The 26,652-nt window shown below is 45.0% G+C and carries 29 protein-coding genes and 1 pseudogene; 18 read left to right on the forward strand and 12 right to left on the reverse strand.

Annotation, left to right across the window (positions count from 1 at the left end; translation table 11 throughout):
- The first annotated feature begins 100 nt into the window (after positions 1–100).
- Together QT998_RS18745 and QT998_RS18750 are read left to right on the forward strand one after the other, a co-directional pair.
- Positions 101–574, forward strand: a complete 474-nt coding sequence (locus QT998_RS18745; protein ID WP_333092029.1) for an NUDIX domain-containing protein — start codon at positions 101–103, stop codon at positions 572–574.
- A gap of 118 nt (positions 575–692) precedes the next feature.
- A complete protein-coding gene (locus QT998_RS18750) occupies positions 693–1,148 on the forward strand; it encodes an HD domain-containing protein (protein WP_333092030.1) in 456 nt (151 codons plus the stop codon).
- Between the two features lie 60 nt (positions 1,149–1,208).
- Here the strand turns inward: QT998_RS18750 and fabG are convergent, their stop codons facing one another.
- On the reverse strand, positions 1,209–1,973 hold the full coding sequence (fabG, locus tag QT998_RS18755; RefSeq protein WP_333117077.1) for a 3-oxoacyl-[acyl-carrier-protein] reductase: 765 nt from the start codon (positions 1,971–1,973) through the stop codon (positions 1,209–1,211).
- 73 nt (positions 1,974–2,046) lie between these two features.
- On the opposite strand from fabG, the gene trxA reads away from it, so the two are divergent.
- Positions 2,047–2,364, forward strand: coding sequence for a thioredoxin (gene trxA / locus QT998_RS18760; protein ID WP_194010038.1), 318 nt, complete (start codon positions 2,047–2,049; stop codon positions 2,362–2,364).
- An 87-nt stretch (positions 2,365–2,451) separates the two neighbouring features.
- Positions 2,452–3,036, forward strand: a complete 585-nt coding sequence (locus QT998_RS18765) for a hypothetical protein (protein ID WP_333092033.1) — start codon at positions 2,452–2,454, stop codon at positions 3,034–3,036.
- A gap of 119 nt (positions 3,037–3,155) precedes the next feature.
- On the opposite strand, the gene QT998_RS18770 is transcribed toward QT998_RS18765, so the two are convergent.
- Both QT998_RS18770 and QT998_RS18775 read right to left on the reverse strand, forming a co-directional pair.
- Positions 3,156–4,088: a pentapeptide repeat-containing protein gene (locus tag QT998_RS18770; protein ID WP_333117075.1), complete on the reverse strand. Its 933-nt coding sequence runs from the start codon at positions 4,086–4,088 to the stop codon at positions 3,156–3,158.
- Positions 4,089–4,607: 519 nt separating this feature from the next.
- Positions 4,608–5,165: a pentapeptide repeat-containing protein gene (locus QT998_RS18775; protein ID WP_333117074.1), complete on the reverse strand. Its 558-nt coding sequence runs from the start codon at positions 5,163–5,165 to the stop codon at positions 4,608–4,610.
- A 92-nt stretch (positions 5,166–5,257) separates the two neighbouring features.
- On the opposite strand from QT998_RS18775, the gene QT998_RS18780 reads away from it, so the two are divergent.
- Both QT998_RS18780 and QT998_RS18785 read left to right on the forward strand, forming a co-directional pair.
- On the forward strand, positions 5,258–5,824 hold the full coding sequence (locus tag QT998_RS18780) for a pentapeptide repeat-containing protein (RefSeq protein ID WP_194068248.1): 567 nt from the start codon (positions 5,258–5,260) through the stop codon (positions 5,822–5,824).
- A gap of 422 nt (positions 5,825–6,246) precedes the next feature.
- On the forward strand, positions 6,247–6,897 hold the full coding sequence (locus tag QT998_RS18785; RefSeq protein WP_333117073.1) for a hypothetical protein: 651 nt from the start codon (positions 6,247–6,249) through the stop codon (positions 6,895–6,897).
- Between the two features lie 190 nt (positions 6,898–7,087).
- Here the strand turns inward: QT998_RS18785 and prmA are convergent, their stop codons facing one another.
- Together prmA and serA are read right to left on the reverse strand one after the other, a co-directional pair.
- The gene (prmA, locus tag QT998_RS18790; protein ID WP_333117072.1) at positions 7,088–7,978 is read right to left on the reverse strand and encodes a 50S ribosomal protein L11 methyltransferase; all 891 of its coding nucleotides are present in this window, start codon (positions 7,976–7,978) and stop codon (positions 7,088–7,090) included.
- A 585-nt stretch (positions 7,979–8,563) separates the two neighbouring features.
- Positions 8,564–10,147, reverse strand: coding sequence for a phosphoglycerate dehydrogenase (gene serA, locus QT998_RS18795; protein ID WP_333092039.1), 1,584 nt, complete (start codon positions 10,145–10,147; stop codon positions 8,564–8,566).
- A 288-nt stretch (positions 10,148–10,435) separates the two neighbouring features.
- On the opposite strand from serA, the gene QT998_RS18800 reads away from it, so the two are divergent.
- The 6 genes from QT998_RS18800 to QT998_RS18825 all read left to right on the forward strand — a co-directional run bounded on the left by QT998_RS18800 (position 10,436) and on the right by QT998_RS18825 (position 17,450).
- Entirely contained in the window at positions 10,436–10,942 is a 507-nt protein-coding gene (locus QT998_RS18800) for a hypothetical protein (protein WP_333092040.1), read from the forward strand.
- 74 nt (positions 10,943–11,016) lie between these two features.
- Positions 11,017–11,607 (forward strand): Uma2 family endonuclease, encoded by a 591-nt coding sequence (locus QT998_RS18805; protein ID WP_333092042.1) that lies wholly within the window; start codon positions 11,017–11,019, stop codon positions 11,605–11,607.
- A 308-nt stretch (positions 11,608–11,915) separates the two neighbouring features.
- Positions 11,916–12,119 carry a helix-turn-helix domain-containing protein gene (locus QT998_RS18810; RefSeq protein ID WP_333218115.1) on the forward strand — a complete coding sequence of 68 codons (204 nt, stop codon included), beginning with the start codon at positions 11,916–11,918 and terminating at the stop codon, positions 12,117–12,119.
- A gap of 1 nt (position 12,120) precedes the next feature.
- The gene (locus QT998_RS18815) at positions 12,121–13,071 is read left to right on the forward strand and encodes an RNA-guided endonuclease InsQ/TnpB family protein (protein WP_333117070.1); all 951 of its coding nucleotides are present in this window, start codon (positions 12,121–12,123) and stop codon (positions 13,069–13,071) included.
- Positions 13,072–13,238: 167 nt separating this feature from the next.
- Entirely contained in the window at positions 13,239–16,529 is a 3,291-nt protein-coding gene (locus tag QT998_RS18820; protein WP_333117067.1) for a DEAD/DEAH box helicase, read from the forward strand.
- A gap of 96 nt (positions 16,530–16,625) precedes the next feature.
- Positions 16,626–17,450 (forward strand): SWIM zinc finger family protein, encoded by an 825-nt coding sequence (locus QT998_RS18825; RefSeq protein ID WP_333117064.1) that lies wholly within the window; start codon positions 16,626–16,628, stop codon positions 17,448–17,450.
- 168 nt (positions 17,451–17,618) lie between these two features.
- Here QT998_RS18825 and QT998_RS18830 read toward each other — a convergent pair whose 3' ends face one another.
- A complete protein-coding gene (locus QT998_RS18830) occupies positions 17,619–18,350 on the reverse strand; it encodes a PaeR7I family type II restriction endonuclease (RefSeq protein WP_333117061.1) in 732 nt (243 codons plus the stop codon).
- The gene (locus tag QT998_RS18835; RefSeq protein WP_333092048.1) at positions 18,347–19,393 is read right to left on the reverse strand and encodes a DNA-methyltransferase; all 1,047 of its coding nucleotides are present in this window, start codon (positions 19,391–19,393) and stop codon (positions 18,347–18,349) included. Before QT998_RS18835 ends, QT998_RS18830 begins: the two co-directional genes overlap by 4 nt.
- A gap of 171 nt (positions 19,394–19,564) precedes the next feature.
- Here QT998_RS18835 and QT998_RS18840 point away from each other — a divergent pair, with 171 nt between their 5' ends.
- The 4 genes and pseudogenes from QT998_RS18840 to QT998_RS18855 all read left to right on the forward strand — a co-directional run bounded on the left by QT998_RS18840 (position 19,565) and on the right by QT998_RS18855 (position 21,004).
- Positions 19,565–20,344 carry a photosystem II S4 domain protein gene (locus QT998_RS18840; RefSeq protein WP_333092049.1) on the forward strand — a complete coding sequence of 260 codons (780 nt, stop codon included), beginning with the start codon at positions 19,565–19,567 and terminating at the stop codon, positions 20,342–20,344.
- Positions 20,345–20,389: 45 nt separating this feature from the next.
- Entirely contained in the window at positions 20,390–20,536 is a 147-nt protein-coding gene (locus tag QT998_RS18845; protein WP_333117057.1) for a hypothetical protein, read from the forward strand.
- A 143-nt stretch (positions 20,537–20,679) separates the two neighbouring features.
- On the forward strand, positions 20,680–20,787 hold the full coding sequence (locus tag QT998_RS18850) for a hypothetical protein (RefSeq protein WP_333117054.1): 108 nt from the start codon (positions 20,680–20,682) through the stop codon (positions 20,785–20,787).
- Positions 20,784–21,004 (forward strand): annotated as a pseudogene (locus QT998_RS18855) (type II toxin-antitoxin system HicB family antitoxin). The gene QT998_RS18850 and the pseudogene QT998_RS18855 overlap by 4 nt, the downstream one beginning before the upstream one ends.
- Before the next feature lie 60 nt (positions 21,005–21,064).
- Here the strand turns inward: QT998_RS18855 and QT998_RS18860 are convergent.
- Positions 21,065–22,315, reverse strand: a complete 1,251-nt coding sequence (locus QT998_RS18860; protein ID WP_333117051.1) for a UvrD-helicase domain-containing protein — start codon at positions 22,313–22,315, stop codon at positions 21,065–21,067.
- 226 nt (positions 22,316–22,541) lie between these two features.
- On the opposite strand from QT998_RS18860, the gene QT998_RS18865 reads away from it, so the two are divergent.
- Positions 22,542–23,354: a pentapeptide repeat-containing protein gene (locus QT998_RS18865; RefSeq protein WP_333117050.1), complete on the forward strand. Its 813-nt coding sequence runs from the start codon at positions 22,542–22,544 to the stop codon at positions 23,352–23,354.
- Positions 23,355–23,533: 179 nt separating this feature from the next.
- On the opposite strand, the gene QT998_RS18870 is transcribed toward QT998_RS18865, so the two are convergent.
- The 3 genes from QT998_RS18870 to QT998_RS18880 form a co-directional block, all read right to left on the reverse strand.
- Positions 23,534–23,824, reverse strand: coding sequence for a helix-turn-helix domain-containing protein (locus tag QT998_RS18870; RefSeq protein ID WP_333082080.1), 291 nt, complete (start codon positions 23,822–23,824; stop codon positions 23,534–23,536).
- A gap of 108 nt (positions 23,825–23,932) precedes the next feature.
- A complete protein-coding gene (locus tag QT998_RS18875) occupies positions 23,933–24,298 on the reverse strand; it encodes a helix-turn-helix domain-containing protein (protein ID WP_333117047.1) in 366 nt (121 codons plus the stop codon).
- A gap of 31 nt (positions 24,299–24,329) precedes the next feature.
- The gene (locus QT998_RS18880) at positions 24,330–24,695 is read right to left on the reverse strand and encodes a helix-turn-helix domain-containing protein (RefSeq protein ID WP_333117045.1); all 366 of its coding nucleotides are present in this window, start codon (positions 24,693–24,695) and stop codon (positions 24,330–24,332) included.
- A 27-nt stretch (positions 24,696–24,722) separates the two neighbouring features.
- On the opposite strand from QT998_RS18880, the gene QT998_RS18885 reads away from it, so the two are divergent.
- Complete coding sequence (locus QT998_RS18885) at positions 24,723–25,271, forward strand: hypothetical protein (RefSeq protein WP_333117041.1); 549 nt, start codon at positions 24,723–24,725, stop codon at positions 25,269–25,271.
- A gap of 15 nt (positions 25,272–25,286) precedes the next feature.
- Here QT998_RS18885 and prfA read toward each other — a convergent pair whose 3' ends face one another.
- Positions 25,287–26,381, reverse strand: coding sequence for a peptide chain release factor 1 (prfA, locus tag QT998_RS18890; protein ID WP_333092055.1), 1,095 nt, complete (start codon positions 26,379–26,381; stop codon positions 25,287–25,289).
- Between the last annotated feature and the right edge of the window lie 271 nt (positions 26,382–26,652).

Consider the following 26,652-nt stretch of genomic DNA (forward strand, 5'->3'; position numbering starts at 1 on the left):
AGAAAGAGGAAGTACTATCCGGCCTAGGGCATAGGGCTATCCTCACTTTTGTGATAACCGCTATATAAAGCAAGTTTCTTTTTGTTATAAACTCGATAATATGAATATCCCCAAGTCAATAGTTCGCATTTTTATAATGCTCCCGAACGGTCAGATTGGAGTACAACTGCGAGATAATATTCCCGGTATTGCCAGTCAAGGAATGGTTTCTACTTTTGGTGGTGGCGTGGACATTGGAGAAATTCCACAGCAGGCAGCAGTGCGAGAAATGGAGGAAGAAACTTGCCTCGCAATACATGATTACACAATGGAATTTATCGCAACTTTTACTCACCAAAAGACCCAAAACGATATAAAGATTTTACAAAATAACCATCTTTTTTTGGCGATAGTTAGCGATTACGATAAAATAGAAATCAAAGAAGGTGTCGGTTTGGTAGTTTTGAGAAAAGATGTAGATTTTGAAAAAGTCAACGCAGGGGAGGGTACTCAAATGGCTTGGAAATTTTTACAGGAATATTTAAAATCGCAAACCACACACGACCTTTTAGCCACCAGGAAAATGAAATTTTAATAGAGAATTCATGTACTATGTTGTCGCGCATTTAAATCGCATATTCATGGCGGGCAGGATGCCCATCCCACAAGAGTTTTATTATTTTTTGACATACAGTCAAAATGGAGAATAGCTTATGTTGTCTAATACGAATTCCGACTACGAATTATTACTGCAACGGGCGATCGCGATCGCAGCCAAAGCACATGAGGGGCAGGTTGATAAGGCAGGTAATCCCTATCTCGATCATCCGCTATTTGTGATGGAAAATGTAACTTCTCTAGAGCAGAAAATCGTAGCGGTTCTCCACGATGCAGTCGAAGATTCTGAACTTACACTTGAGCAACTTAGAAGCGAAGATTTTCCTGAAGTTATCGTCTCGGCGATCGCGGCGATTACCAAAATAGAAGGAGAGGCTTATGCAGCTTATTTAGAACGTGTGATTGCCAACCCGATCGCACTGCGAGTCAAAATCGCTGATGTTACTCATAACCTTGATATTCGTCGCATCGCCAATCCGACAGAGGCAGATTTTCAACGCATGGCAAAATACAAAAAAGTCCTCAGTCAGTTGCGTGCGGCCTTAAAGTAATTATTAACCGCAGATATCCGCTTTCATCCGCGTGCATCTGCGGTTAAAAAAACTCCAAATCTAAGCCATCACCATTCCCCCATCCACATTAAAAACCTGCCCCGTAATATAAGCCGCCGCCGCATCCGCCGCCAAAAACTTGACCATCCCCGCAACTTCGTCAACTTCGCCGTATCTTCCCAGCGGAATGTATTTCAAAATCTCATCAGACTTGACATCCTTCGTCATATCTGTAGTGATAAAACCCGGTGCAACAGCATTCACAGTTATGCCACGACTAGACAATTCCTTCGCCACAGTTTTAGTAAAACCAATTACCCCAGCCTTCGCCGCACTGTAATTAGCTTGTCCGGGATTGCCCATTTGTCCGGTCACCGAAGCAATATTAATAATTCGGCCGCTGCGCTGTTTCAGCATGATTTTACTCGCAGCTTTCGCGCACAAAAACACGCCGGTTAAATTCAAATCAATCACAGCTTGCCAATCTTCCAGCTTCATCCGCAACAGCAAAGTATCGCGGGTGATGCCTGCATTGTTCACCAAAATGTCAATCCGCCCCCATTTTTCCATGACTTTACTGATGAGTGAATCCACTTGGTCAGTTTTGGAGACATCTGCTGCAAGGGCGATGGCTTCTCCGCCAGCAACGTCAATTTCTGCGACAACCTCATCAGCAGCAGCGCTGGAACTGGCATAGTTGACGGCGACTTTAGCGCCCTCTGCGGCTAGGGCTAAAGCAACGGCGCGGCCGATTCCCCGCGATGCACCGGTGACGAGTGCAACTTGACCCCGCAATCTCTGATATGTCTCTGGCAATAATTCCATAATTGTATCCTCGCAATCTACCAGAGAATTTTGCACTAAAATCGAGCCAGAACCAAAAAAATTATTTTGTCTTATGGCAGTTCAAAAACAGTTCAGCAGTTTTGAGGAGTTACTATCGGGCTCCGATTTGCCCGTGTTGGTAGATTTTTACGCTACTTGGTGCGGGCCTTGTCAGATGATGGCACCGATTTTGGAGCAAGTCAGCGGTCAAACGAAGGATAAGCTGATGGTGGTCAAGATTGACACGGATAAGTACGAACAGTTGGCGTCGCAGCATCACATTTATGCTTTGCCGACTTTGGTACTGTTCAAAAATGGTGCTGAGGTCGATCGCATTGAGGGAGTGATGCAAGCGGCGCAGTTGATCGATCGACTGCAACCTCACTTGTAACATCAGCCAATTATCTCACACGTAGGGTGCGTCAACTAATATCTGATTAATTATGAATAAGATAATCCTAGTTGACGCACCTTACTCATGAAAACTCCCAGCCACGCGATTATCAATCTCGCCATTCTCGGTAGAGCCCAGCATTCTGAGTTGAATTTGCTCATCGTTACGGGTGGAATCTTACCCGACATTCCGATATTTTTATTTTACTTTTGGGCGAAATACATTGCTCGTTTGCCGGAAGCTACAATTTGGTCAACTGCATATTATGAACCTTTTGTCCAGAATATTGTGGCGCTGTTTCATTCAATTCCTCTGGCGGTTATTGGCTGGGTAATTGCTTATTACTTCGGCTGGCAAAGCGTGCAAATTCTGTTTCTCAGCATCATCCTGCACTCTCTGGGAGATTTGCCAGTCCACAATGACGACGCTCACCGACACTTTTTTCCGTTCAGCAATTACCGTTTTATCAGTCCGTTTTCGTATTGGGATAGAAAGCACTATGGGTCTATTATTTCTGTGGTGGAAATGCTGTTAGTGCTGCTGTCTACTTTCCGCGTTTTTGGTTTTGTCCACTCTTATATTGGGAAAGGATTGTTGATTTTGGTGAATGGTTTTTACTTAATTGGAGCGGTGTCTTTTTACGTTCGCTCTTTAGTTTCTAGTTCTTAACTATGCTGCTGCAATTGCTCTCTCACCTGATTATCGAGATTGTTTTTGCCCAATTGAGGGCGATCGTACTTATGGCATTATCATTGAAGCTGACCCACCCTGCTACTACTTCTTCAAATTTAAAATTTACCTTCCCTAAACTCTCCCCGCCAGTGTTCAGTAGCGTTGATAGGACCAGGGATAAATTCTCCATTACTCCAAGTAGTATTGTAAAAGAATATATCTCCTTGTATAGCACCGCATACTCGTGCCCCCAGTAAGTTGCTTCCTATGAATTTAGAATAACTAATGTCAACTCCTGCTAAATTAGCATCTCTCAAATAGCAATAAAAAAAATAGACACCAAACCAATCTTCATCCCGACTAAATCGAGCATTTCTGAAATCAGAAAATATAGCCATTCCCAAGCCAACATTTTCCAAACAAGCACAACTAAAGTTGACATAGCTTAAGCGAGAACGACTCAGGTCAATATCACGCAAGTCAGCACCGCTCAAATCTACACGATGCAATATTTTCTCCTGAAAATTTCGCTCGCCCTCGCCATAGCGCCGGAGCAATTCTTCAGCAGACAACGCTCTGTTTAAATCGTTTTGAATCCTGCCGTCAGGCATAGTCACTTGATGAAAAATAGTCTGCTCTGTTGTTTTAAGATCATTCAAATTGGCATCAGTCAAATTAGTGTCAATCAGCACAGCACCCGTCAAGTCGGCATTCGTCAAGTCGGCACCCGTCAAATCGGCAGTCCTCAAGTCAACATTAAGCAACTTAGCATTCCTGAGATTGGCATTACTCAAGTTTGCCCCAATCAGTAGGGCTGAATCCAGCCATGCTTTTTCTAAATTCGTATGGCTCAAGTTAGAATTAATTAAATAAGTACCGCCCAAACTAGCGCCTTCCAAATTAGCACCGCTCAAATTAACATCAATCAGCCAAAAGTCGTACAGGTAGGCGTTGCTCAGATCGATACCTCTGAAATCGCGATCGCCAGTCCTATACCGTCTAACTAACTCTTGAGCCATATATTTGCTATATAGCAATTTTGGGTTCATAACTGTTTTTCCAGATCGCGAATGGTTTGATTTTAGCTTAAATAATGTCACTTTTGCGGATAACTACTATTAGACAGTACCGAATTTATTAAGCGGTACGGTTTCGCCTGCGGGTCGGGATATTCCCAATCTTCCGTTTACTGAGAATAACAAAACAGCCTCCGGACTTAAGTTACCGCGAGAAGGTTGGAGGTCAGAAAATCCCGATTCATCTGCTCCGCTATTGGGAAAACCGGATTTGTCGGTTTTGCTGGGAACTAATAAAGATCACCCAGATTACAATAGCAGTCGTGCTGGGTTTACGAAGGAAACCGATCCTATTTTGGTATTGCTGGCAGGGGCGCTGTACACGGACGTGTTTTGAGCTGGTATGGGGGAACATCAGACCTCATTTCATCCTATAACAGGCTACTTTTGATTGATAAGCTAATGTACATTTAACTTGCTTAGTTTAAATTGGACAGGCTTAGATTGCCTCAGCAAACTAGATGTCCGTTAGTTTACCAAGTATTTCTCAGCTTAAATATATCCATATTTTTTCTCAGTAAACTCCCAAGTAGATTCAACGAACTGACCGTTAGGCAATATGATTTGGTGTCCGGCTACATCAGCAGGGTCGAACCCTGTCGCTCCTGTTAAATCAACTAAAGCCATTAGAGTTTCGTTCCAAATAGCTCCCTCAAAATTAACGTTTTTCAAGTTACAATTTTCAAACCTGGCATCACTCAGATTGACATTTTTCAGAGTAGCTCCTTCTAAGTCAACAGAGACCAAATAAGCTTCTTCCAAACTAGCATCCTCCAAATTTACCCCTCTCCAATTAGCATCAGTAGAAACAACACCATACATAGTCGCAAGCATTAAGTTAGCCCCTTCTAATTGGACTTCATACAGGTGGCAATCTCCCAAGAACACTCGGCTCAAATTCGCTCTACTAAAGTTAGCTCTACGCAAGTTAGCACCAGCTAGATCGATTCCAGACAAATCAGCTCCGCTCAAATTAATACCCTCTAACTCGCTACTCCGAAAATCTCGCTGTCCCTTGGCGTATCTTTTGAGTATTTCTTCAGCGTTCATAGCTTTATGATGCAAATTGTTTATGCTTTCATCGTAGCACTGTCACTTTGAGTTTATCATTTGAAAGTGTAAATAGATTAAAGAGGCAAGTTATGAACGCAGAAGAACTGCTCAAAAGATACGCAGCGGGTGAAAGAGATTTTCGTCGGGTTAACCTAGAAGGTGCCGAACTAAGAGGCGTAAACTTGAGTGAGGCTGATTTCAGTGAAGCTGATTTGACATATACCACGCTGAAAGAAAGCAATCTCAGACGTACTATTTTTACGTCAGCTAGATTAGATTATGCTGATTTAACTCATAGTATGCTGGACGAAGCAGATTTGTCTAATGCTAGTTTAGAAACTAATCTAGAAAGAGCTTCATTGGAGAGAGCTAACCTAAGTAATGCCAACTTGACAGATGGTAATTTGGAATATACTAATCTCCGAAATGCCAACCTGCAAAATGCTTGTTTATTTGAAGTTAGCTTGAAAGGAGCCAATCTGGAAGGAGCAGACCTTAGAGGTGCAATGATGGGTGAAATTTGTCTGTATGAGACAAATTTGAGAGGAGCACTTGTTGAAGGTTGCGATTTAGGCGACAGCTACAAGCGAAATACTATCATGCCAGATGGACAAGTTGTGACTGATGAATATGCTGAGATAGAAACTGACGATTAACCAAATCGAGGAGTTGGGGCGGTTTTACAAGATTGTCAATTTATATGAAATATTATGGCGAAGTGAGCTCCTACAAGAATCATGGGTAATCGACCGAAATTGATATAACTTGTAAGGTGCGTCAGTTGGTAGCGATTTGAGAGCGAAAATGATTGAATCTGACGCACCCTACTAATATCATGTCCTTGTAGGGTGCGTCAGTTGGTAGCGATTTGAGATTGAAAATGATTGAATCTGACGCACCCTACGACTTCGATCCCGATCCCGATGACATCAATGAATAATATTACATCCGTTTGATTGTCGCAGTACATTAGGGGCTATCATAGGGGGATTTCCCCTACTTATCTACGTGCATTTAACCGGATTTGATATGAGCGATAGCACAAGGCAAAAACAACAAAAATTATAGGAGAGAGTGTATGAATTATAGCACTCGGGAATCTTTAGTTAGAAAATTCTACGAGGAAGAAATCGGTAAGTTTTACGATCGCTCTGACTCTTTCTCGGATTTCTTCCCAGACTGTCGCATCGGATGTCTTCAGTTGTTTGGTGGGTTTGGTGATGGTTTGGAGTCGGTGGAGATTGAAAGACCTCCACAAGACATACCTAAAACTGTGGCTGACACTTACGATCGACATTTTTGCTACTCTCAGCACAGCCTCAGCGAGATATATCTTGTAAAAGTTCCCGTTGAATCTCAAATTTCATTTGCTCTTCTGATACAAGGCTATGTTGATGATGGTTGGGATAATAGCGGCTCTTTTATAGAAGTTTTTGATGAACAAGGTCAGTTTCTGGGAGCTGGTTGTTGCGATCGCAAATGTCAACATACAGGAGCGATAAAGTGGTTAGAGCGACAATTAAATGGTCGTGACTTATCTATGCCTTCTCCACCTTGGATTGGCGATGAACCTGAATCTCAGCCTGTTTCTGAGCCAATGTGGTCGGAAGAAATACTTTCGCAACACGCTGTAAAAATCGATCGCGAAGGTTCGATTATCCGCTATGTAATGTTAGCTAATTTCAATCAGGTGCGTCATATCGTTTCCGGTTTCATCGGTATGATATAGAGGACACGGCAGTGCCGTTTCCCTACCGCGATTAATTGTAGGGAAACGGCACTGCCCTATCCTGATTTCGGGTGATATTAATTCCGAAATAATTGTAAGGTGCGTCAGTTGTTAGCGATTCAATACGCATCCAAAATCATCGAATCTGACGCACCCTACTACTAATATATATATCGAAAAACTCAGAACACTAACTGCGCCGAATGTTAAAACAACACCAATCTTGGCGCTTCCATAGAGTAGCGACAATCCAGCCGTGCTGTTCGAGAGTATCAGCAATTGGCTTAGCTTGTTCGAGCAAAATGCCGCTGAGCACGGCCCATGTACTCGGTTTGCTAATGGCGGTGAACTGCGGGATTAAATCTATGATTACTTCTGCTAAAATGTTGCACATCAAACCGTCGATCGGCTCATCTACCATTTCTTTCAAACGATCGACCGTTCCGAGTTCTGCGATTAACTGCTGCGGGTTAACGCGGTTAAGCTGTCGGTTGCTAATGGTCGATCGCACCGCCAAAGGATCTGTATCCAAAGCATAAACCTTTGTAGCGCCCAACAACACCGCGCCGATCGACAAAATACCCGATCCGCAGCCAATATCGGCAACTATGCACTCTTTGTCATCAAAACCGAGACGCATTTCCAAAGATTCCAGACACAGTTGAGTGGTAGCGTGAGCACCCGTACCGAAAGCGACACCGGGATCTAAACGCAAGATTACCCGATCGGTATCAGTCGGCGCGGGCAGCCATGCGGGATTAATTAAAAAGCGATCGCCCACTTCTTGAGGCTGCCAGTGCTGCTTCCAAGTGCTGCCCCAATCCTCCTCTTCAATTAAATTCCACTGCATCGCAGGTAGGGGCAAACCTGCACACAGAGCATCTTGTCGCAGCCACAGAGACAGGGCAGCCAAATCCAGCAATCGGGCTTGTTCTTCGGGCAAATAAGCCGACATCAGGCAGGAATTGCTTTTGATCTGAGTGGCTGTTCCCCGACACTTAAATTGTTCCAAACGCCAAAAAATGATATCTTCCAGCGCCGGATCGCAAATAATTCTAATTTCCCACCAGCTATGTGCCATAACAATTTTAGATTTTAGATTTTAGATTTTAGATTGGCCCGTCAGGAATTGGCAACTGGGAACTGGGTAGTGAAGAATCAGGATTGACTAATAGAAACAATTCAGCTTTCTGGCTTTTTTACCAATGACTAATTACTCATTACCAATTATCAGTCCTTGTATCCAAAATCTAAAATCCTTAATCCTTCAAAGATTTACCGTGCAACGATTTTATATTTTAGATTAGCAGCTTCTAAAATCCTTAATCCTTCAAAGATTTACCGTGCAATGATTTTATATCAAGGATTCTTCGACTTTGCGAGCGAACAAGTTTTAGCTTTTAGATTGGCAGTCACTAAAATCCTTAATCCTTCAAAGATTTACCGTTTAACGATTTGAAATTAAGGATTTGAGATTTTAAACTTCGCAAGCGAACAAGTTTGAGAGTTTAGATTTAAAATCCTTAACCCTTTAAAGATTTACCCTGTAACGATTTTAGATTTTAGACTTGAGATTTAAAATCCTTAACCCTTTAAAGATTTACCCTGTAACGATTTTAGATTAAGGATTTTAGATTGACATCTAAAATCCTTAATCTAAAATTCTTTAAAGATTCACCGTGTAAGCATCCCGAATTCCCGGAACTTTGAGAATCTCCGCCAATATGCCCTCTGGTAGAGGGTCATCCAGGCTCAAAACCATCACCGCATCGCCTCGCACGATTTTACGGCCTACTTGCATACTGGCAATATTGACATTAAAACTGCCCAATTGGGAACCAATTTTGCCAATAATCCCCGGCATATCGCGGTGCAGGGTAAACAGCATATGGTTAGTCGGGCAAACGTTGACTGGGAAATCGTCAACGCTGGTAATCCGAATTTCGCTTTCGCCGAGCACTGCACCCGTGACTGTGTGTTCGCCCAGAGTTCCCTTGGCGGAGAGGCGCAGAGAGCCGGTATAGTCGCGAATTGAGGCGTCTCTGGTTTCGACGACGCGAATTCCGCGTTCTTTAGCTTCAATGCTGGCGTTGACGTAGTTGACACGCTCTCGCAGGGCTTGGGAGAGCAGGCCTTTGAGGGAGGCAACGACTACGGGCTGGCTTTGGTTGTTGGCGAGTTCGCCTTGGAGTTGAACGTTGAGGTAATCGACTCGGCCTCCGGCTAGCTGGCTGACGAGGTTGCCTAGGGTTTCGGCTAGTTGCAGGTAGGGTTTGAGTTTTTCGATCGAGTCTGGGTAAATTCCTGGGATGTTAACAGCCGATCGCGCCGGCAGCCCCAACAGTACATCGCGAATTTGTTCGGCAACATCGATCGCCACATTCACCTGAGCTTCCGCCGTCGAAGCGCCCAAGTGAGGTGTCAGCACGATGTTTTGGCCGACACTCCGCAGCGGGGAATCGGCTTCGAGGGGTTCGTGTTCGTAAACGTCGATCGCTGCGCCGGCTATCTGGCCTGATTTTATAGCTTCTGCGAGGGCTGCTTCGTCGATGATGCCGCCTCTGGCGCAGTTTATGATGCGGGCCGTGGGCTTCATTTTCGACAGCACTTCAGCGTTAATTAAGTGCAGGGTTTCCGGCGTTTTGGGGATGTGCAGGGTGATGTAGTCAGATTCGCGCATCAGCAATTCTAGTTCTACCAAACGGCAGCCCAACTGTTCGGCTCGTTCGGTGGAAATGAAGGGATCGTAAGCGAGCAGTTTCATGCCCATTGCTTTAGCTGCGGCGGCTAGGTGGGAACCAATTTTCCCCAAACCGACGATACCGAGGGTTTTTTTGTAGACTTCTACGCCGATAAAGCGGTTGCGTTCCCATTTACCGCTTTTGACGGAGGCGTTGGCTTCCGGGATGTGGCGGGACATCGAGAGCATCATGGCGATCGCGTGTTCGGCAGCGGCGATCGTGTTGCCTTCGGGGGAGTTGACGACTACAATTCCTTTGCGGGTAGCGGCGGGTACATCGACATTATCTACGCCGACTCCGGCTCTACCGATGATTTTGAGTAGATTTCCGGCTTCAATGATTTCTTTGGTAACTTGGGTGCCAGAACGGATCATTAAAGCGTCGTAATCTGGAATAATTTTAACCAGTTCGGCGGCTGAAAGTCCTGTGTTTACGTCAACTTGCGCGACTTGGGAGAGGATGTCAATTCCGGCTTGGTCGATCGGATCGGATACTAGAACTTTAGGCATAGCAAGCAATCGAGTGCAATAGTAAAAATAGGCCGAGCGTTGGCGAGCTCAAAGTTGAGACTTATGACTTAGAGCCGTATCTGACAGATCAGCTCAAGCTTGCCTTTGTGCAGTTTGAATTGTATCTGTATTCGGTCATGGTCGGTCATTTTTGCGGGAAATATTTTAGCTTTGGGGGCGATCGTCCTGGCCCGACCTCTATAAAACGCCCAATTCCTTAGCTAGCAAGTCTTTTCAGGCTATAATAAATTCCGGGTATCCGAACCTAACTATCAGGAATTGTTCTCAATGAATTATCTTATCGCCGTACTGCCCGATCGAATGCAAGCCGAAGCGGCCTACTGCGCCCTCGAAAAAGAAGGCTTACCGATGAAGCAAGTGAGTATTTTGGGCCGCGGCTACAAAACTGCCGATGAATTTGGTTTGATAGATCCCAACCAGCAAGCAAATAAACAAGCGAAACTCATGGCTATTTGGCTGATACCGTTTGGCTTTATTGCCGGGGTTACTTTCAGCTTGATGACTGAGTTGAAAACCTTTGCCTGGGCGGGCGAAATTGGCGATCATGCGATCGGTGGTGTACTCGGTGCGATCGCCGCTGCAATGGGCAGTGTGTTTGTTGGAGGCGCGGGCGGTATGGCTTTTGGTAGCGGCGATGCTTTGCCCTACCGCAACCGTTTGAATGCGGGTAAATTTTTGATTGCGGTTAAGGGTACTGATGATTTGACTGGGAAAGCTGCGAAGATTTTGCAGCAGTTTAAACCGGAAAATATCCAAGGTTATACAGAGACTTAGTTATTTGTTTGTTAACAGTTGACTGTTGACTGTTAACTGTTGACATTCAACTCGTGTAATATTTGGAGGCAGTTATGGAATTACAAACTATCCCCCTACATTCTCCCCTAGAATTAACGCTGGAATTAACAGACGAGCAGTTTTTTCAGTTGTGTATTGACAACCGGGATTTAAGATTTGAACGGACTGCTAGTGGAGGATTGATTATTATGCCACCTACGGGTAGCGAAACTGGTAATTTCAACATTGACTTATCGTATCAACTTCAATCTTGGAGCAGACAAAATAAGCATTTGGGAATTGCTTTTGATTCTTCAACTGGATTTAAGCTGCCCGACGGTACAGATATTTCTCCCGATGCTGCTTGGATTCGGCGCGACAGGTGGGATGCTTTAACTGCTGAAGAAAAAAAGAAATTTGCGCCGATTTGTCCCGATTTTGTGGTGGAATTGCGTTCGACTACTGACTCGCTAGAAAAATTGCGGGCTAAAATGAAAGTATATGTGAAAAATGGAGCGAGGTTGGGATGGTTGCTCGATCGCAAAAATAGAAAAGTAGAAATCTCCCGTCAAGGTTCAGATGTGGAAATTTTAGACTCGCCTGCAACTCTGTCCGGTGAAGATGTACTACCCGGTTTTGTGTTGGATTTAACTGATATTTTCTAAATTTGTAAGAAGACTCGGCGTTTGAAACCGCATCTATCAAGTCAAAATACGCAGAGGCGGGTTAAAGAGTAAAGAGTACAACTGGGGTAAAATTACCGAAAAACTGGGTCTAAAGCCCCGTCCTTCTAGGACGGCTTTTCCTCTTTAAGTTTATCAATCCAGCCCTCTATAAGTTGGGTCATTGTTTTTTCTTTCTGTTTGGCAATTCTCCGCAACTTCTCTAGCCGACTCACGGCAATGCGAATACTTAATCTTTCTCTGGTCATTTGGCTACCCAATTGCTACCCGATTATGTTATCATGGTAAGCATGAAAGCAAGATATCAGTACCGTTTCTATCCAACAAGCCAACAGCAGCAGAGCTTAGCTCAGTTGTTCGGTTGCGTTCGTGTTGTGTATAACGATGCTCTTGCAATCTGCAAACAATCTCAAAAGAAGCCTAAATCGGCTGAACTCCAAAAGATTGTTATCACTCAGGCAAAAAAGACTGAGCAAAGAGCTTGGCAAGCGTGAAGTGTCGGCAATTTCTTTGCAGCAGTCGGTAGCTGATTTAGAGGCAGCCTTCAAGAATTTTTTCGATTCCTGTAAAGGTAAGAGAAAGGGGCAAAAGGTTGGCTACCCTAAATTCAAAAAACGCACCTCTAGTCAGTCAGCTAGACTAACTCGCGGTGGGTTTTCAGTCAAGGGGCAGGGTGTTTATTTAGCAAAGATTGGTATTGTCAAGCCGATTTGGTCTAGAGAGCTACCGTCAGAGCCTAGCTCAGTTACGATAATTAAAGACTGCGCTAACCGCTATTTTTTGAGCTTTGTAGTAGAAGTAGAACCAGTTCAACTCGACGCCAAAAACCAAAGTGTCGGGATTGACTTGGGTATTAAAACTTTTGCTGTGATGAGCAACGGTGAAAAAGCTGTAAGCCCCTGCTATAAAGTGCTAGACCGCAAGGTTCGCCAACTTCAGCGTAAGTTAGCGCGTCAACAGAAAGACTCTAAACGAAGAAGAAAAACCCGTATTAAAATTGCCAAACAGCACAACAAGATTGCTGATACTCGCAAAGATTTCTTGCACAAACTATCAACCAAAGTAGTTAGCGAAAACCAAACTATTGTTGTGGAAGAATTGAATGTATCAGGAATGGTTAAAAACCGTAAACTGTCTAGAGCAATTAGCCAGCAAGGTTGGAGAGAGTTTAGGGTCTTAGTTGAGGCAAAGTCGGAAAAGTATGGACGTGAGTTCGTAATTATTAGTCGATGGGAACCTACAAGCCAAACTTGCTCTGATTGCGGATATAAATGGGGAAAAATTGATTTGTCTGTGCGTTCTATACTTTGCTTAAATTGCGGTACAGAACACGACCGAGATGAAAACGCTTCGGTAAATATAGAAAAAGTCGGCCTGGGGCATCGGCACGACTCTAAATGTACGTCGAGACAGAGTAAGACTACCGGGCGTAGCGTCCGTCAATGAAGCGTAAAGAATCCCCACGCCTTCAGGCTGGGGAGTATGTCAAGTTATTCTCTTTAGTCGGCATCCAGCAGACATGGTTTGTATAAACCTGCTTTCAACCGCCGTCTTATCTTTTCCCACTCATTCATGATATGATAGGCTGCCAAAGGTTGCGTTTGGTATGACCTATGAAAATCCTCCACGGGACTTGGATTCCTCAAACAGAAGAGAGTTTTGTTCAAGGTGGAACTTTTTGTCTTTGGGTTGAAACCACTCAAAAGAAAAAACAGCCTGCTAAGGTTCATCCCCGACAATTGGAGACGGCACAGTTAAGAGAGTTTCTAACGAAAGAAGCCGGGATTCAACTGTCAGCAGTCAGCAATACAAGTGCGATGGGGCGAGAATACGCGATCGCCCCTCGGTACTTTCTACTACCCGCCGCCGACAACCAGCCGTTACCATCTTTAGAGTTAGCGCGATATTTAGAGACAGAGTTACCCGAAACATTGGAGTTGGAGTATTGGCAAGTTGATTGTGTGTGCATCGCCACCCACACTTTGACTAAAGTATTGAACGATCTGCATTTTTTTGCCCTCTACGATGTAGCAGAAGTTCAGTTTGGTTCAGACTTGCTATTTTGGTATCACTACACCCAAAATTTTAAGCAAATTGTTCTGAAAGATCATTATATTCCGGCGTTGCGCTATCGAGAAACTGCTCCGATCGCGATCGCACCCATCGAAACATCCGAACCCGCTGAGAAAGCCACGCGCGGGCGCAAGAAAGCGGGCGAGACAAAAACCAAAACAACTGCAAAAACTCCAAAAACACCTGCCAAAATTGAACCCAGCTTTGAGATTTATCCGGGATGGGAAATTGTTTCAACACAGTACGAAACAGATTTACAACGCTATGTTGAATGGATGCCTTTAGTTTGTGTGTCCGGTTTTCGGAAGATCCAGCTACAAGATACACCAAAGTTGTACGATCGCGAACGGTTGCTGCGGCATTTCTCCGAGTGTGCGATCGCGGAAATTGTCACTCAAACCCCCATCCCAGCATCGTTTGAAAAGAAGATTGCGGATTCTTTACTCCACATCTGCCTCAACCAAACACGAAAAATCGCGCGAGTAAGCCTTGATCAATACCGGCAATGGCAAACCTGGCGCGATCGCATTACGCGCAATCAATCTGCTGACTCATTCTCCCTCTGCTTTCAACTACAATCCCCCGAAAACCCCGAACAGCCTTGGGTTTTAGAGTTTCAGGTGGCTGCGAAAAAAGACCCATCTTTGCGGATGCCGTTGCAGGATTATTGGCGATCGCGATCGACTCAACAAAAACAGTTACAAACACAATTCGGAGACAACTTCGAGCAACATTTGCTGACAAATCTCGGCTACGCTGCCCGCATTTATCCCCAACTTTGGCAAGGGCTAGAAACCGACAAACCAGTTAATATTACCCTCAGCTTAGATGATGCCTTTACCTTCCTCAGCGAGTCCGCTTGGGTACTAGAAGATGCCGGATACAAAGTGATTGTCCCCGCTTGGTGGACGCCGAAGGGACGACAACGGGCAAAGATTCGCCTGCAAGTCAAAGGGAAGGGTAGCAAGAGCGCTGCAATCAAGGGTAAGGGATTGTTTTCGGCGGATTCCTTGGTGGAATATCAGTATGAATTGGCGATCGGGGGTGAACGGGTTAGCGAACAAGAATGGCAGGCGTTAGTAAATAGCAAAACACCGCTGGTACAGTTCCGAGGACAATGGATGGAACTGGACAAAGACAAGATGCAGGAGATGTTGGAGTTTTGGAAAAAACATCGCCAAGAAAACCCCGATTTAAGCCTGATTGACTTTATGAAGTTGACGGCAGAAGGAGAAGCGAGCGAACAGTTGGAGGTTGAGCGCGATCGCACTTTATCGGATATGTTGGAGAAGCTGAACGATAAAAGTAGGCTAGAGTTAATTGCTGATCCGGCAAAGTTTCAGGGCAAGTTACGGGATTATCAAAAGCGCGGTGTTTCTTGGTTGAGTTATTTGGAAAGTTTGGGATTAAATGGCTGTCTTGCCGATGATATGGGTTTGGGTAAATCGGCGCAGGTAATTGCTCGATTATTGCAAGAGCGGGAAGTTTTATCTACTACAAAAGAGACAGAAAAAAAGACAGAAAAAGCGATCGCACCTTCGGTTCTACCCACGCTGCTAATTGCGCCCACATCCGTAGTTGGTAACTGGCAAAAGGAAATGGAAAAATTTGCTCCAGAATTGCGATCGCTGATTCACCACGGCCCTCAACGTTTGCAAGATGCCAAAGCATTTAAAGCCGCCGTCCAAGGTTGCGATATGTTGATTACTTCCTTTACCTTGGTGCGAAAAGATGAGAAGCTGTTGAGCAGCGTAGCGTGGCATCGCGTGGTAATTGATGAAGCGCAGAATATTAAAAATCCGAAAGCGGCGCAAACCAAGGCGATTTTAAAGTTACCCGCTACCCATCGACTAGCATTGACTGGAACACCGGTGGAAAATCGATTGCTGGATTTATGGTCAATTTTTAATTTCCTCAATCCCGGATATTTGGGTAAAGAGGCACAGTTTCGGAAGTTGTTTGAATTACCGATTCAAAAACATGGGAGTCGCATACAATCAGCCGCGCTCAAAAAATTAGTAGAACCTTTTATCCTGCGCCGTCTGAAAACCGATAAGTCGATTATTCAGGATCTCCCCGACAAAGTTGAGCAAAAGCTCTACTGCAATCTCACCCGCGAGCAAGCTTCGCTTTATGAAGCGATCGTGAAAGAGGTAGAACAAGAAATTGACGCGGCGGAAGGGATGAAGCGCAAGGGGATGATTTTGGCGACACTGCTGAAGCTGAAGCAAATTTGTAACCATCCGCGCCAGTTTTTGCAGGATGAAAGTGAGTTTACACCAGAGCGATCGCACAAACTGGAACGGCTGATCGAGATGATTGAGGAAGTTAAAGCAGAAGGCGAAAGTTTATTGGTATTTACGCAGTTTACAGAACTGGGAAGCGCGTTGGAAAAATATATTAAACAAACGCTACATTACAACACTTACTACATCCACGGGGGAACCAGTCGCGAAAAACGGGAACGGATGATTTCAGAGTTTCAAGATCCAGAGTCTGAACCTTCGGTATTTATTCTGTCACTGAAGGCGGGCGGCGTGGGAATTACGCTGACAAAAGCCAATCACGTCTTCCATTTCGATCGCTGGTGGAATCCGGCGGTGGAAGATCAGGCGACGGATCGGGCGTTTCGGATCGGGCAGGAAAAAAATGTATTTGTGCATAAGTTTGTGGCGATTGGCACTTTGGAAGAAAAGATTGACCAAATGATTGAGGACAAAAAGAAATTGGCAGGGTCAATTATTGGTGCTGATGAATCGTGGTTGACTGAGTTGGATAATGAGGCATTTAAAAAGTTAATTAGACTCAATAAAAATGCGGTTCTAGATTAGGAGAAACAACATAAAAGAGGGAGAGGGGGAGAGGGGGAGAGAGGGAGAGGATTTTTGATTGTCATCGAAATATACAATTTAAATGCAGAACAGCTTATGTCACAATTTACTCGGACTTGGTGGGGCAATAAATTTATCGATGCGTTAGAAAGATTTACAGATTCTGGGCGACTCGGGCGGGGACGTGCCTATGCACGAAACGGCAAGGTAAAAAGCTTTGGCATGAATGATGGGTTAGTGATGGCACAGGTGAGAGGCTCGGTTAATCCTTATTTTGGGGTTTATAAGGAGCCTCTGTACACAACTCAAATTGAGTTTGAGCCAATTAGTCAGGAAAAGTGGCAAATGGCGATCGCCCAAATGGCATCGAAAGCCAGCTTCATTTCTCGGCTGCTAATAAACGAAATGCCTGACAACATTGAAAATGCTTTTGCACCCCTCGGATTGCACCTTTTACCCAGCAGCCGCGAGGACTTTAAGACTACTTGCTCTTGCCCAGACTATAGCAATCCCTGCAAACATATTGCCGGAGTTTATTATTTGGTGGCGGCAGAATTGGACAAAGATCCATTTTTACTGTTTGAATTACGGGGGCTTTCTAAGGAAGTGCTGCACCGCGAATTGGCAAAAACGCCTTTGGGAATGGCGCTTTCTGCCGAGTTAACGGCTGATGCAGCGGCCCCTGTGGCGGTGGATTCCTATTACACGCGGGCGATCGCCAGTGAGGCGCAAACGGTCAGCCTGAAAGAGTTTTGGCACGGTGCGAAGCGGTTGCCGCAGACGATTGAGGTGGCAGCGCAAAGTGGCGTAAGTGCGATCGTGGTGAAGAAACAGGGAGATTTTCCACAGTTTTGGCACAAGGATGGTTCGTTTATTGAGGCGATGGAAGAGCTGTATTTGCGGGTGAAGAAGAATAAGTAGTTGGGTGGACAATGTGGCATTGCTGATTGACGGTATGAATTAAGTTCTACGAAAAGACTCCAAGGCACAAAAAGTCTGTCTTCGGCAAAGATTAAAAAATGTACATTCATACTAAAGTTCAGCAACGCCTATCCCTCTACTCTGCAACGCCAAAATCTGTTATCTACTCTACAGGGCGTGCCGGATAAGCTGCTGCAAAAAATTGACTACCGACAAGTCTGAACATGGCTCCGTATAGTTGGGATTTTGTGCTGCCTGTTCGCGGTTTGTCACTAAAAAACAAGCAGCGGTGAAATGCCTTTCTCGCACCATCTTCTGACAAAACAGTTCATAGCGTTTAGCATAGCTTGCCCCTCTAAACTCCGGCAAAACGGCGAAATGCGGTTCTGCAACCTGTACCGGGGTGCGCGAGGCAGGACAGTCTTCTAAAACAAACAGATATCCTAACCACGGTGGCGGAGGTGCTGCGCCAAACACCCCTTCCCGGTAAGCTGTCCAGATGTCGAGAGCAGCCCCCATCGCTTCTTCTGTGCGGTTGTTGAAGTTGTTGCCAAAGCTGCCAACCTGGCTCTTCAACTCGATGACTACTTTGAGTTGCCGTTTTTCAGGGTTTACCACCAAAAAGTCGTACATCTTCGTCGGGCGAAAGAACCCCGGTATAACGGTTAGGCTTTTTTTAACGTGGATATGGTTTTGAGGCACACCTGCAGCCAGCAAGAAATTAGTCAGCGTCAGGATGAAACCGTCCATCTGCTTGCCTCCTGTCACCGCACTGCGGTTCCCTTGGTCAACTTTGCCTGCTAGCACCTGGGCTTGTGCCTGGGCGATGCGGGTATCCCAGAAACCCTGCACAGCTTCCCGGAACACATCATCGGGGATGATGGGTGTCTGTCCCGTCATTCAGCAACCTCCCCCATCGTTCTGTCGTAGACTACGCGCAAGCCATACGTCTCCTGCATCCGTTTCAGCGCTAGGTGATGGTAAGTTGGCTCAACATCTACCCCGATACTGTTGCGCCCCCAATTGGCGGCGGCGACGCAGGTTGTTCCTGTCCCCATAAACGGGTCAAGTACCGTGTCCCCTGCAAAGGAAAACATCCGCACCAGTCGTTCTGCCAGTTCCAAAGGATATGGGGCGGGGTGTTGCTTGGTGGAAGCGCCTTTGATATCCTGCCAAATTTGTTGAAACCACTGCCGGTGGAGAGTTTCCGGTATCACGGACAATACTCGTGCTGTCAGGGTGGGACTGCGGTAGCCGCCAGGTTTGCGCTGCATCAGGATAAATTCGATGTCGTTTTTGATGACACCTCCGGGCTCATAAGGTTTGCCGAGAAAACTGGTGCCATTCCCCGCTGCTTCTAGGGAAGCATTGGCGATTTTGTACCAGATAATCGGTGCGAGGTTATCAAATCCCAAATGGCGACAGTGTTCCTGAATACTCGCGTGCAGGGGAAATACCATGTGCCTGCCAAACCGCCTGCGGGCAACACAGACATCGCCCACCACAATCACCAGTCGTCCGCCGGGGACTAAAACCCGCCATACCTGCTGCCATACTCGATCGAGCTCCTGCAAAAACTTTTCGTAGTCTGCTATTTCGCCAAGCTGGTTGAGATTTTTGAGATATTCTTTTAAATTCCAATAGGGGGGCGATGTGACTACCAAATGTACGCTTTCATCGGGAATATGTGTCAAGTTTCGGCTATCGCCCTCTAGCAGGGAATGGAAAGATGGCAACCCCTGCACCCGATTCTGAATTTCCTGGATCAACGCCTTATTTTTGCTGATGGCAGGAATGGCGCGTTGCTCGTCTGCTGTTAGTAATGCCGTTGCTTCATCGGGTACAAGGCTTTTATCCTGTAGCGCTTGTTTCAACGGTTCGGCTGCTTCCTGACACAGTAACCGCGTTGAAATATTAACCTTGCTTAAACTGGAAGACTTCATACATTTGGTACAATAATCATGTTCATCATATCAGTTTTGCGAGTCCCAAAAATCATAAGTTCGTTATTGGATTATCTTAGACTATAATTAAAGTAGTGTGACTGTTAAAAAAGTAGACTTTTTAGTTACAGCAATTTTTGGCAATTTCAAATTAGAATCTAGCATTAACTGATGTTACAAAGAGAAGAACTGTTAAAAGGCATTGAAAACCGCGAATGTGTGGCGCGGGCGATCGACCAAGCGGAACAAGCAATTAAAACTTGGGAAGTTACTCTGACTGATTTTCTGTCGCCTCCAGAATTGGCGGACACTCTGACGGTATTTAAGCGCTTAACTGATGTGGAATTAGTGGCTTGGGGCGGCTACCCGCAAGCTGAAAGACAAAGAATTGCGATCGCGCGATCGGATATCCCGATCGACTCTGGTAGCGTTAACGTTGCTGCGGTAGAAATTGCTGGCAATTTCTTGTTCGATACAGCTTCTCACCGCGACTTTTTGGGGGCGATGTTGGGTACGGGAATTGTCCGCGAGAAAACGGGCGATATCATTGTGTTGGGAGAACGCGGCGCGCAAGCGATTGTCATGCCCGAAATGGTAGAGTATTTGGAGATGAGTTTGCAGCAAGTGCGATCGGTTCCGGTGAAAACTCGGCGCATTGAATTGAGCGAGCTCAAAATTAGAGAACCGAAAAAGAAAGAAATGACAACCGTTGAAGCATCAATGAGATTGGATGCTGTTGCTTCGGCCGGATTTGCCATGTCTCGCAGCAAAATGGTTGAATTTATTGACAGAGGCGACGTGCGAGTTAATTGGAAAGATATCACCCAATCTAGTTATCACGTTAAATCTGGAGATTTAATCGCCGTTAGCGGTAAGGGAAGATTGGAAATTGGGGAAGTTATGGTAACAAAAAAAGAACGCTATCGAGTGCAGTTAACTCGATATTTGTAATTGACGAATCGAGAAACCGGGTTTTTTACGAAATTGAGGGCGAGAATGAAGTGCGGGTGGTTTTGTGTTGGTTGGGAATTGACGAAAGGGCGATCGCACTTCAACAGCCTTTTTGCAAGCAATGAGACAAGGTGGGGAAGAAGTGAGGATAGAAGTGCGATCGTATTTGAAGAAGTCGAAAAAAAGTTATAAAATAGAGTAGAGCTGTAGACACAATTGATGCCAAGAAAAATTAGAGAGTTAAAGCTCAAATTGCGCGTAAAAATTTTGTTGATCTACCCAAGCGTGGCAAAGATAGCCATGAGCGTTGGCGACATCCAAGGCTCAGAAAAACATTGACAATTCCCGGCCAAGATGGAGATGATGTGGCACTCTATCTAGAAAAGCAGTTAGCACAATTATTAACTGAACTCAATGAGTTAAGGGAGGGCGAGGATTTATGAGTCGATACAGTATGATGGTTCAATGGTCGGATGAAGATCGGCTTTTCTTAGTCACGATTCCAGAGTTTGGCGATCGCGTGGTTATGAATCGCTTCCTCACGGCAAAACTCGTGAGGAAGCGATTCATAACAGCGAAGAAGTGATAGAAATGTATTTGGAAGCTTGGGAAGCAGAAAGTGAATCTATCCCTGAACCTAGTACGCTTCAAATTGCTTGATTGGTATTGTAAAAGTCTGTTTGTGTGGTATGCGATTGCCTTCACATCTACATCGTCACACTAAGCAGCCTGAGTATTCACGATTGAGTCACTCTCCAAAACATCCGGTGCTGTCAAAATGTTTTGAAGTTGCTGCACAACTTGAGTTTCATTTGGGTATAACATAACTACGTGATCTTTTGCTCTTGTTATTGCTGTATAAAGTCCTGCTTTTTCTTGAAAATCTTTATCTGGATCTGGCAAATCTTCCACTCGGTCAACGCCAGCAATAATAACGGCATCAAACTCAACTCCTTTCAGGGCGTTCCAAGAATCTACAATTACGAAAGGTCGGTTTACAACGTTATGAGCTCGGTCTTGAGAACGCATTGGAGCGTGATGGGGAACATCCAATCTATGCAGGCATTCACTAATTTCTGATTTAAAGGATCTTGGCTCTTGTGGATGCAATAAAACTCCAATTGAAGACTCTGGATGACTGCTCAATGCCAGTTTAACCTGTTTAGCTATATTGTCTGGAGACATATCGCTTTTTACAAGCATTGGCTTAATAGATGAACTCCGAGAAGACTTTTTGACTGGTTCGACAATATGACCGATTTTACCAGCAGCTTCTGAGCGTTTAGCTATCTTCATATTAGCACTAGCTAAATAAGGATATATAAACTGCCAAGCTAATTCTATAATTTCTGGCGCGTTTCTATAGTTTAAATCAAATATTTGCGAACGACCCCTGACATCAAATCCAAGCTTAGACCAACTCCAATCTTGCTTTCTTCGATGTTGCTGACCTTCGTACACTGACTGAGTATTGTCATAGACAAAAAACATAGAGTTTGTATCGGGACTTACAGCACCTAACATCGCCATAAACCATTCATCATAAAAATCTTGAGCTTCATCAATTAAAATGGCTTGATAACGATTTTTGGCGTTCTTTTGAACTAAATCAATAATTTGCCGTCGCATTTCAGGATTTTTATCCCACTCATAAGTATACCCTATGCGATAAGCCCAACTATGAAAAGTTCGACTCTCTACTTTTAAACTCAAGCCTTTTTCTTTTATTATTGAATCAATCCATCCATTCATAAAGCGATTGTAACACAATACCAAAATATCCTTATAACCCTCATCAATTAGTTTTGCAAGACGATTTCGCAATACTAATGACTTGCCAGAACCGGCAACGCCTCGCACTAAAGAATGACCTTTAAGCGAGAAGTTTTTGGCTTTATTCTGTTGTTCGTCTAAATCTTGGCAATTTAATCGCTGATTCAAAGATTGCTCGAAGTTAATCCACTGTTCCACGATGGTTCTCCTTATATTGTTTTTGTTGAGTGCTTTTTATTCAAATTAGCTTACCCACTCTGGATGACATTTACAGTGACAAAAAGTAATAAATAGTGACCAAAAGTAGCAACATCTTAAAAAACGTGCTAAAATCTACCCAGAGTAAGGTGAAAACACAGGCAAAATGCCACAATCCCTACCAGCACAACCTCAAATCTGATACTACTTTAAGAGGATTTAACCCATGACTGCCGAGGAAGCTCTCGCCATTGTCGAAACAGCCCTAGATGAAGACGAACAGTTAAACGACGTGCAAGAGCTAATCTTCAGACAATGTTGGGAAGGCAGACACTCTTATGATGAAATTGCTAATAGTTCCAAATATGATGATGAATATATTAAATCTGCTGGCGCTAAACTCTGGAAACTACTATCAGAAGCTTTTGACGAAAAGGTAAAAAAAAACAATCTTAAATCAGTTCTAAAACGATATTTGCGGCGACACCAAATAACTTTGCATCGCACTCAGGTAATAGGAGTTAACCTCAGTGGTGCTAACTTAAGCGGAGCCAGATTATTGCTCACAAACTTAAGCGAAGCAGATTTTTATCAGACTGATTTAAACAAATCAATTGTAACTGAGGATAATACAGCATCAGATGAAATTGTCAAGGCTGAAAACGATCATAACCAAGGAATTGAATCTCACCCAAAAGAACGGATTTATCACTGGAACGATTTGCGCTTTCGCTGCGAAGAAGAAGTAAAAATAGCCGAAGCGCTCGATCGCACTTCCGTCCTTTTCTTCCCCAACTCCAAAGCCCGCCTCACCACACCCGCAGGGCGACAAAACCAAGAACCAGATTTTCTCATTTTCCACCAAGGCAAATGGGGTATTCTGGAAATATGGCATCCCGACACAGAAAAAGATGAAACGCGCGATCGACTGTTTGCATCTCACGGTATCAGTATCATCCACTATTGCGAGGCCCACAGGTGCAGTCAAGAACCCGATCGCGTTGTCCGAGAGTTTTTAGACATATTGAGTCAGGGATAGAGGGAGTGATTTTCGGATAAGGGCGATCGTATAGGGGCCCAGAAACCGGGTTTTTTAGGAAAATACTTCGTTGTCACCGACAGATTAGGTAAAAACCCGGTTTCTTTGTCGGAGTGCGTCAGTCCATAAGCGCGATCGAGTCTAATTCTGCAAAACGGGCGATCGCGATCGAGCCAAACTCATTCTCCAGCAGCCTCAGCCGACGCAGCGAATCTCTCCGCTACAGCTTTGCCAATTAGCGCCACCTGGCTCAGAGGCAAGAACCTAATTTTATTGACAATATCTTGAATATCTAACGGATCTGAAACTGGCTTCCCATCCAAAAATCTCAGAAGTTCTTCCAGCGAATAACCAGCTCTGGCAGCGAGCTTAGCCAAGTTTTCAGTATCAGGAACCGTATCGCCCCTTTCCCAAAGCTGAACAGCAGTCGCAGAAACGCCTAAAAGCTTACCAAACGCTCGTTGACTCATTGTTCCACTAGCAGTTTTGATGATTTCACTAAGTTTTTGTCTATTTTGGATGTTCACAAGTTAAAAGCTACTTGATCGTACCTACAAGTAAACTGGTCTATATCTACATCAACCATACTTCCCAGAAGACTCAGCCGCCGCCGCGAGTCTATCCATCACGGCTCTACCAATCACTGCCAACTCACTAATCGGCATACATTGAATTTTCTTCAGCAGCTCGTTGGTATTGACAGGTTCCGGCATTGGCTTACCTTCGAGATGAGCCATCAACTCTTCCATTGTAAAGCCCGCTTTTGCCGCAATCTGAGTCAAATTTTTCGTATCCGGGAGTACCTGGCCCTTTTCCCAATACTGAACAGCAGACCCAGAGACTCCCAATAGCCTACCAAAAGCGCTAAAACTCAGGTCGCCACGGGCTAGCTTAACAACTTCGCTCAGTTTTTTCCTAGCTTCTGCGTCCACGGTATCAACCACCAGATAACCACAATTCCTAGTTTACAGAACATCAACCATACTTCCCAGAAGCTACAGCCGCAGCAGCCAGTCGCTCCATACCAGCTCGAACAATCACTGCTAAGTCACTCAGTGGCATACATTGAATTTTCTTAAGCAGCTCGTTGGTATCCAGAGGTTCCTGCACCGGCTTGCCTTCGAGGTGAGCCATGAGCTCTTCCATCGTAAAGCCTGCTCTTGTCGCAATCTGAGTCAAATTTTTCGTATCTGGAAGTACCTGCCCCTTTTCCCAATACAAGACAGAAGCAGCAGAAACTCCCAACAGCTTGCCAAAAGCAGTCAGACTCATCGAGCCCCGCGCTAATTTAACAACCTCACTCAGTTTTTTCTTAGCTTCTGCGTCCACGGTATCAGCCACGAGATAACCACAATTCCTAGTTTACTTGTGTACCAACAAATTTACCTGTCTTGCTTGACAGGAGAAGATTTAACAGATATTATTTTAATTAGATTGAAAATCTTAATTTTAATGAAAACCGATTTAGGAGAAATAGCAATGACCAAGAGACGCACTCAAAAAACTCACAAGGCTAGCCGCACCCGTCAAAGCCTTACAGCCTCCGGTTGGCTCAAACCCCAGTGCTGGCAAATCTCCAAAATAGAAGCAGCCGAAGCCCTGAGAATGCCCGTCAACCGCATAGTCAAAGTTTACCCCAAACAACATCAAGTAATAGTCGTTTACCTGAACCAGAAAGGACAAAAATGCAGTTCCTTTTTCAGCTATAGACTGTTTGCCAGATGGGAACAAGAGACGATCGCCACAATTGCCAGTTGTAGAAACCAGCAAGCCCTCGCGCCTCTAGAAGTCATTGTACAATACGACCTCGAACATTTCAAGTATCCCGTTCAAAGCGCCGATGCAATTTGGGACGCCCTGCTCCACCACATCCGCCGAGCCATCACAGAACAAAGGCACACCCAAAAATGTGCCTAATTCCCCATCGCTCCATCAATTAATAGAAGCAGCCAACTCAGCCAAACGTTCCTGCTGATCCTGAGAAATACAAGTCTGAATAATCGCCTCAATATCCCCTTCCAAAACACTATTGAGCGAAAAATTTTCCCCCAAACGGTGGTCGGTAGCCCGATTATCCTTATAGTTGTAAGTGCGAATCTTCTCCGATCGCGAACCAGTACCAACCTGAGCCAAACGCCGCGACTTCACCTCATCCTGCTGTTCCCGCAACTTCATCTCATAAAGCTTAGCCCGCAAAATCTGCATCGCCCGCTCCTTATTCTGCAACTGACTGCGCTCCTCAGTACAGAAAATCCGAATACCCGTCGGCTTGTGAAACAAATCTGCAGCAGTTTCCACCTTGTTCACGTTTTGACCACCAGCGCCGCCCGATCGAGCCGTACTCATCTCAATATCCTTCGGATCGATGTGAATCTCCACATCATCCACCTCCGGCATTACAGCCACAGTCGCCGTTGAAGTGTGAACCCGGCCGCCAGCCTCAGTCACAGGCACCCGCTGCACCCGGTGTACCCCAGCCTCAAACTTCAGTTGGCTGTACACGCTATCGCCGGTAACTTCCAGAATCACCTCTTTAAAGCCGCCCATTTCCGCCAGCGACTCGCTCACCAATTTCACCTGCCAGCCTTGAGTTTGAGCGTAGCGAGTGTAAAGCCGCAGCAAATCCCCCGCCCAAATACTAGCCTCATCTCCGCCAGTACCAGCGCGAATTTCCAGCATAATATTTTTGTCATCGTTCGGATCGCGCGGTAGCAGCAACACCTTCAAACGACTTTCCAAATTTTCCAGCTTCGACTCAAGTTCCTCAACTTCCAGTCCAGCCATTTCTTGCATTTCGCGATCGCCCGCAGCTTCCTTGAGCACCTGTCGCGCGCCCACCAAATCTTCCTGAGTCGTTTTCCACAGAGCAAAAGTATCGACCACTTCCTCTAAGGACGATCGAGCTTTTGCCACCCGTTGAAACTCATAATTGTCCCTAGCCACATCCGGGTCAGCCATGCGGCGAGTCAACTCATTAAAAGTTTGCTCTACCGACTTCAATTTATCCAGCAAATAAGATTCAGCCATTGTCAGTTGTCCTCCGTCAATCGATTTTAGATTTTAGATTTTAGATTTTAGATTTTAGATTTGAAGAGCAGTTGGAGTAGAATCGCGATCGAACTTAATTGGATTTAACTCAACCGCCTGCTACGGCAAGTCTTCTATCTAAAACCTCCAATCCGAGAGCGGTTCGATTTGAGATGTTTAAATTTAGATTTTTGATTTTAGAACTCAAGAGCAGTTTGGAGAGAATCTCGATCGAACTAAACTGCCCGCTACGGCAAGTCTTTTATCTAAA

The sequence above is a fragment of the Microcoleus sp. S1D4 genome (assembly GCF_036700765.1).
Lineage (GTDB): Bacteria > Cyanobacteriota > Cyanobacteriia > Cyanobacteriales > Microcoleaceae > Microcoleus.